Origin of the sequence: Caballeronia humi (genome assembly GCF_001544475.1) — a bacterium.
Lineage (GTDB): Bacteria > Pseudomonadota > Gammaproteobacteria > Burkholderiales > Burkholderiaceae > Caballeronia > Caballeronia humi.
Genome location: NZ_FCNW02000044.1, coordinates 47,483 through 53,482, shown reverse-complemented (window position 1 = coordinate 53,482; position 6,000 = coordinate 47,483). Strand labels below are relative to the sequence as shown.

The following is a 6,000-nucleotide window of genomic DNA, read 5'->3' as shown; positions in this document are numbered from 1 at the left end:
GCGCCTGAAAGAAGCATTGAGCCTCGCGCATGGGCCCGAGGAACCCTTCGATCAGCCCGCCGACCTGCCGGGCTGAAAGCGCGGCCAAAAGCTCGACAGCGGTCGGCGAGGTCTGTTGGGCTACCCTCACCAGCGCCAGACAGCGGCCGTCGATCCATACATGTCTCAACCTCGCGAAAGCGGCACGCCGTGATCGTCGACGGGATTTCCGACAAACCGCCAACGATTAGAAAACAGTAATACGGTTTGCCGCGTCTTTGAGCGCATCTCGAATCTTGTTGCACGTCAACGAGTTAGGTGCCCGACTTCGAGGTTATCTACACGCTTGTCCACTGAGATTGTGGATAACCTCGGTTGACGAGCGTGCCAGTGGCCGGGGATGCGGCAACCCATGGACCTCGACCAACACGTTCCTGCGCGGAGGCGCACTCCGGCGCAATATGCGGCGCATCCTCCCTAATCGCATCGAGGCAGCGCTTCGCAATGTCATGAAACGCCTCCCATCGTTTAACGCCATTCGACGCTCCAATAAGTACGTTCTTGACTCACTGATCGAAAAATTCCCTTAACTTAGCGGCGCGGTTCGAATACAACAGCTTTCGCACTGCCTTGCTCTCGATCTGGCGAATCCTTTCGCGCGTCACATCGAACTGCATGCCCAGTTCGTCAAGCGTACAGTCGGACGCTGTATCAATCCCGAAGCGCATCCGCAGGATCTTCGCTTCGCGCGGCGAGAGGGCCTCAAGCGCCTCATTGATCGCGGCCCGCATGCTCGCGTGAATGGCCGCGTCCGCCGGAGATGCTGCAGTCGGATCTTCGATCATGTCGCCAAATGTTGCGTCGGCGCCCTCGCCCACTGGCGTTTCCAATGAAATTGGCTGTTTGACGACCTTAAGCATCACACGAATCTTTTCTTCCGGCATTCCCATGCGCTCTGCTAAAACTGCCGGATGGGGTTCCTGTCCAGTCTGCTGCAAAATCCCTCGCGAAATCCGGCGCAATTTGTTGATCGAATCGACCATATGCACCGGCACACGAATCGTGCGGCCTTGATCCGCGAGCGCGCGCACCACTGCCTGACGCACCCACCAGGTCGCATAGGTCGAAAATTTCCAGCCACGCCGATACTCGAACTTGTCAACCGCCTTCATCAAGCCGATGTTGCCCTCTTGAATCAGGTCCAGGAAGTGCATCCCGCGGTTCACGTACTTCTTCGCGATGGAGATGACAAGACGCAGGTTCGCCTCAATCATCTCGTGTTTTGCGTGCCGCATTTTCGACTCAGTCGCCATCATTCGAAGATTGACTTTCTTCAACTGCTGCAGCGGCAATGCCGCGTCCGTTTCGATATCGAGCAGCTTCTGCTGCTCGGCCTGGATTGAGGGCAAGCTGCGTTCGAGTGCGGCGCCGTATTCCCGGGACGCCGCCGCAGTGTTTGCGGTCCAATCAAAATCAGTCTCGTGACGCGGGAATGATTCGACAAACTGCTCGCGCGGCATCCCACATCGCTCCACGGCAATCTGCATGATGCGCCGCTCGACTGTGCGCACGTGCGCCACCTGCTGCTGAACCTCGGCGCACAACCGGTCAATCGTTCGCGCCGTGAAGCGAATAGTCGCGAGCTCACGCTGCATTTCTTCACTCACGCGTGCGAAGGTAGCCGTGCCCTTGCCTTCTCTCACGTCGGCAAGCGGCATTTGGTGGAATAAAGCTCTCACTCTCGCAAAAATAGCGAGGCTGTCGATAGTCAGCTGTTTTAGACGCGCCTCGTTCGCTTTGTTCGAATCCGCTTCTACGAGACTCCCGTCATCATTGGGGTCGACGTTGTCGCTGTCGCCGTCGACAGCGTCCGTAACGAAGTCTTCTACGGCAGTCGAGACCGGGGTCAACTGTCCGACCTCTGCGGTGTCGTCGTTGAGGCCGTCGATCAGTTCGTCGATACATAGCTGACCGGCCGCGATCTGCTCCACGCTTGAAAGAATCGTGGAGATCGTCCCGGGGCAGGCAACAATCGCCTGAATCATTTCCTGAAGGCCGTCTTCGATGCGTTTTGCTATTTCGACCTCCCCCGTGCGAGTCAGCAATGCAGTCACGCCCATTTCGCGCATGTACATGCGCACGGGGTCGGTCGTGTGACCAAACTCTGAGTCGACCGTCGAGAGCGCGACCTCAGCTTCCTCGTCAGCCTGGTCGTCTGACACGGCGGCCGCGATAGCGTCGTTCAGCAGCAGCGTCTGCGCATCGGGCGCCTGCTCATAGACCGCCACACCCATGTCATTAAAGGTGCTGACAACAATTTCAATGGTCGCAGTCTGTGCGAAGCTGTCCGGAAGGAAATCGCTAATTTCCACGTGGGTCAGGTAGCCTCGCTCCCTACCCAGTTGGATGAGTGCGCGCATCTGGCTCTGTCGCTCGTCATCTTGCGCCGTCGTCGAAGATGCGGCTATCGGCGGCAAGATCGCGGCGGCTTTGCCCCTCGCTGCTGGACGGACAAGAGCTTCCCGTGTGAGTGCGGTTGTGTCGAGCCCTGAATCTTCCTGATCCAAACTTCGCATTGAGTTTCCTCGACAGGTTGCTCGGTACGGGCGAAACGGTAGCCATAGCATCGCGGCCCGCGGGCACAAACGTAAATCACGGCTCGGGCGCTGCGACTACAAGAATCGCAAAACGACACGGGGCGCGGCCCGCTAGGAAGGGCGCGAATGCGTATCGGCATATTGTGGTTTCGAAAGCAAAACGTCTACCATGCGACCCGCCTTGACGAGCGTAGTGCGTATGTTTATCGCGCATCGTTCGATCGGAAGGGCGTGCGCCTTCAATGTGCGCGCCCTCGCTCACACCTCTGGATCCGTTCGCGGGAAGTAACGAAGCAGGTCGAGCATACTATTTCCACGCTTTAGATGCACTTCCAACTTTTCGGTGGCTTCTACGATGGCGGCCATCCGCTCTTCACGTAATTGGCGATGATGCTCGTTAAGCACAGTACCAAGCACATTGAGGAGACTTTCAGAAAATGTCCATTCGTCCGATTGCAAACCCCGCTCCATCGTCTCCACCAATCCGGTTCTTGCCGTCAGCATCGCCATACGGTCGATCGAGCCGTAGCCGGCTATGCTGAGGAAATCCGTCACGATCGTCGCGTGGGCAAGTGCCGAAGCTGCCGTCCGATCTCCGTGTCCCGCGCGCGCACGTTCCAGAGCGATCCACGACCGAAGCGACAGCCGATTCGCAGTTGGAACGTCAAGGGGCATGTAGAGCACCTTGTCACTTCTTCCGCGCTTTGCCATTCCGCGCTTCAATGCAACTTGCCTCTTCTGGGCCATCCGGTCACTCGTCTGTCAACCATCGCAAGATGGTATTTACCTTCGGCTCACGGCCACCTGCAGCTGCCTCCCCGCTCGCGCACTGTAGTCACCGTTCAATACGGTGAAGCAATCGGTGGGCCGGATAGGGCCAAATGAGCTACCGCTTCGAGGCTTGGGCGCATCGGCTGGCAAGGATTCCGCATGAAGGCTCGAATGCGCCGTTGATCGGCCCATGCGCGTCGCGCGCCGCTGTGTACGGCACGGCAACTGCCCGCGCGATTCAGTGAGATGCTTGGCGCGCTCCCAGCAGACAGTGTTCTCAGCTCAACAAGGTCCCGCCATCTTGCGATGGGCGAGACATGGTCGCTCAATGCAAGTACCGACCCATGCACACTTCGCCCACTCGACCGAACGAGGCACACGGAATGCTTTATTTATCCGCGGTCTCAGTTGCAACGAGTCGAAAAGCGATAATTGCGGGAGTGCACATGGAGATGTTGATCATAGCTGCGATCGTCGTCGTGGCAGTGGGGTCGTTCGGCACATTCCTGATTGGAGAGCTGGTTCGTGAAAGCGTCCTCGCGGAGGCGGCAGACCATGGGCGTTGTGCCGGACTCGCTAACGACAGTCCGCGCGAGTCCGAAGCGGCGGATGGAATGAGCAGTATCAACGGCCGAGGCGAGTATGTTTCCGCGCGCTAGCTATGCCGTACCGCTGTTCGTCTGGGGAACCACTACGTGCCGGTTGTCCTTGAAGACCGAGAGGCGCTTAGTATGCTTACGCCGTCGGCTATCGTCTGGGATTAGGTCCCACGTGCACTAATGAGGTGGTCTTGGCGAGATGCGTGTCCTTTTCAGCCAACGCGAGCAGGATATCGAGTCGCGTTCATCGGGAATGCGCCGCAATACCGAAATCCGCGCCTCGGCCTGTGATTATTGCAGAACGACATGCTGGAACGGCGCCCCTCGCACCAAGAACTGGAAAAAAGTCGGCCCAGCAATAACGACATAGCGGCCCATCTGGCCCAGCCGTTGCGCGCGTCGAACAGCGCCACCAGCCGCCCAGGGGAAGCCGTGAAGAGTAACTATCCGGAAACACTGAACCGGCTGGCTAATCGCTGGACCGTTCTATGCAATGAGATCAATTGCAATCCAGACGCTCACTACCCTGGTTTGCTCTGTATCAAGGTGCACCTGCTGATTCGACGAACAGAGCGCTTGATCAACCTCGACCCGTTCGAGGCAGACGCAATTCTCACCGCCAAGATCCTCGCTGAGAATTGCGACCTTAAAAATGGCGCTCTCCAAGCTGCATGAAGTCCTTCAAAAGCGGCTCGAGGGCAGCGTGTGAATTGATTCATGACGCGAAAGATGCTGCGACCCGTGCTGGCCCTCTCACCCCATTCCACCTGCCTCGCTCCTTCGATGCCCGCATCGGTTAGGGTGCCGGGTGCGTGTGTCGTCAGCGCGGTTGGCGGCATCGTCTGCCGTATCTTTCACATTGTCCTTCTGTCGCCCAGATCCCGATCGCTGGTCTCGAACGTAATGATCGCCGGCGCCGAAGCCAGCGAGCCACGATACGTAAGCTCACCTTTCGACAACCCGCTCTTTCATTGTCTCGGATGGGCGTCCGGTCGCATGTAAAGCCACGGTACTGTGTAGCACCGATCGGAGAGACTGCTCGAAAGGCTCGTTTGTCTCATCGCACTTTATCGGTTGCTTTCGGAGATGGCTCAAGAAGCCTGCTCGCGCAGGACAAAGATGAGGCACCCACGTCTGGAAACGCACATTCAAGCGTCCGCTTAAAACATACATTTGCCGGGCCGTCGAAGAACGGCCAGAACGCTCGAATTTGATGGGTTCCAAAAGCGCAATGAATTGGGGTCTTTCTCAAAGCCTTATCATCCTTGACCGTTGATGAGGCTTTTTCTTTCTTTCCATGCATCTGCATTTGGGAGAGCCGCTGCGCACCTTCCATTTGGCAGTGCTGCAGCCCTTACAGCGACCGACTGACCGACTTGCCGCCCCGCCAAAAGAACCGATTCGCCCAGCGCGGCCGGCATTTGACGGTGTGTCACGAACTCGAGCCCAGCTATCACGAGCCCATTGGGGGCGATCCGCAACAGCGTCTTGCAAGGGCAGCAGCGTAACGGATCCTCGACGCCCGGAAGCGCCCGAAGTTTGAAAGCGCCCGATGTTGGCGCGGCGGTGCGAGCGCAGTAAATTTCTCATGCGCGACGCCCATGTCACCGCGCACGCCGAGCGCCTTCCGGACGTCGCAGGTTGAACCCCTCGCCGCGCTCACGCACCGATGTAACGTGGCTCAGCGCGCTTACTTCAGCCCACCGTCGAGAGCATCGCCTTGAGCCGTTCCGCATCATCGGGCTCATAGTCAAAGGCGGCAATCGCGCGCCATGCCAAGTAGACACCGGTCGCATAGTGTTGCTTGCGAAATTTTTCTTCCAGCGTCGCCTCACCACGCGCCTCGGTCATCAGACTGCTGATTTCCTTTTCGACCTTCTCAGTGATATGCGCGTAGGTGTAAGCCGCTTTTGTCATTTTGCTCTCAGTAGTTCAAGTTCAACTGCGATTGCGCCACGCGATTCCGCGCTAGCAACCGGTTGTGTGATTTTGCCTTGCTCACTCTATAAAGCAAGCGCCAACGGCGCGCGACAGTCTTGGGGGTGAAAGTCCAT

The 6,000-nt window shown here is 58.0% G+C and carries 5 protein-coding genes; 2 read left to right on the top strand and 3 right to left on the bottom strand.

Annotation, left to right across the window (positions count from 1 at the left end):
• Nucleotides 1–545: 545 nt before the first annotated feature.
• On the bottom strand, nt 546–2,555 hold the full coding sequence (gene rpoD / locus AWB65_RS27175) for an RNA polymerase sigma factor RpoD (RefSeq protein ID WP_087670107.1): 2,010 nt from the start codon (nt 2,553–2,555) through the stop codon (nt 546–548).
• 279 nt (nt 2,556–2,834) lie between these two features.
• Nucleotides 2,835–3,323 carry a hypothetical protein gene (locus AWB65_RS27170; RefSeq protein ID WP_087670106.1) on the bottom strand — a complete coding sequence of 163 codons (489 nt, stop codon included), beginning with the start codon at nt 3,321–3,323 and terminating at the stop codon, nt 2,835–2,837.
• Between the two features lie 470 nt (nt 3,324–3,793).
• On the opposite strand from AWB65_RS27170, the gene AWB65_RS27165 reads away from it, so the two are divergent.
• The gene (locus tag AWB65_RS27165; protein WP_087670105.1) at nt 3,794–4,006 is read left to right on the top strand and encodes a hypothetical protein; all 213 of its coding nucleotides are present in this window, start codon (nt 3,794–3,796) and stop codon (nt 4,004–4,006) included.
• Nucleotides 4,007–4,252: 246 nt separating this feature from the next.
• Entirely contained in the window at nt 4,253–4,621 is a 369-nt protein-coding gene (locus AWB65_RS27160) for a hypothetical protein (RefSeq protein ID WP_087670104.1), read from the top strand.
• A 1,020-nt stretch (nt 4,622–5,641) separates the two neighbouring features.
• Here AWB65_RS27160 and AWB65_RS27155 read toward each other — a convergent pair.
• Nucleotides 5,642–5,863, bottom strand: a complete 222-nt coding sequence (locus AWB65_RS27155; protein ID WP_087670103.1) for a hypothetical protein — start codon at nt 5,861–5,863, stop codon at nt 5,642–5,644.
• Between the last annotated feature and the right edge of the window lie 137 nt (nt 5,864–6,000).

Bases quoted from the DNA above. Each gene is read 5' to 3' on its own strand.
- rpoD (WP_087670107.1), bottom strand. From the start codon at position 2,555: ATGCGAAGTTTGGATCAGGAAGATTCAGGGCTCGACACAACCGCACTC.
- AWB65_RS27170 (WP_087670106.1), bottom strand. From the start codon at position 3,323: ATGGCCCAGAAGAGGCAAGTTGCATTGAAGCGCGGAATGGCAAAGCGC.
- AWB65_RS27165 (WP_087670105.1), top strand. From the start codon at position 3,794: ATGGAGATGTTGATCATAGCTGCGATCGTCGTCGTGGCAGTGGGGTCG.
- AWB65_RS27160 (WP_087670104.1), top strand. From the start codon at position 4,253: ATGCTGGAACGGCGCCCCTCGCACCAAGAACTGGAAAAAAGTCGGCCC.
- AWB65_RS27155 (WP_087670103.1), bottom strand. From the start codon at position 5,863: ATGACAAAAGCGGCTTACACCTACGCGCATATCACTGAGAAGGTCGAA.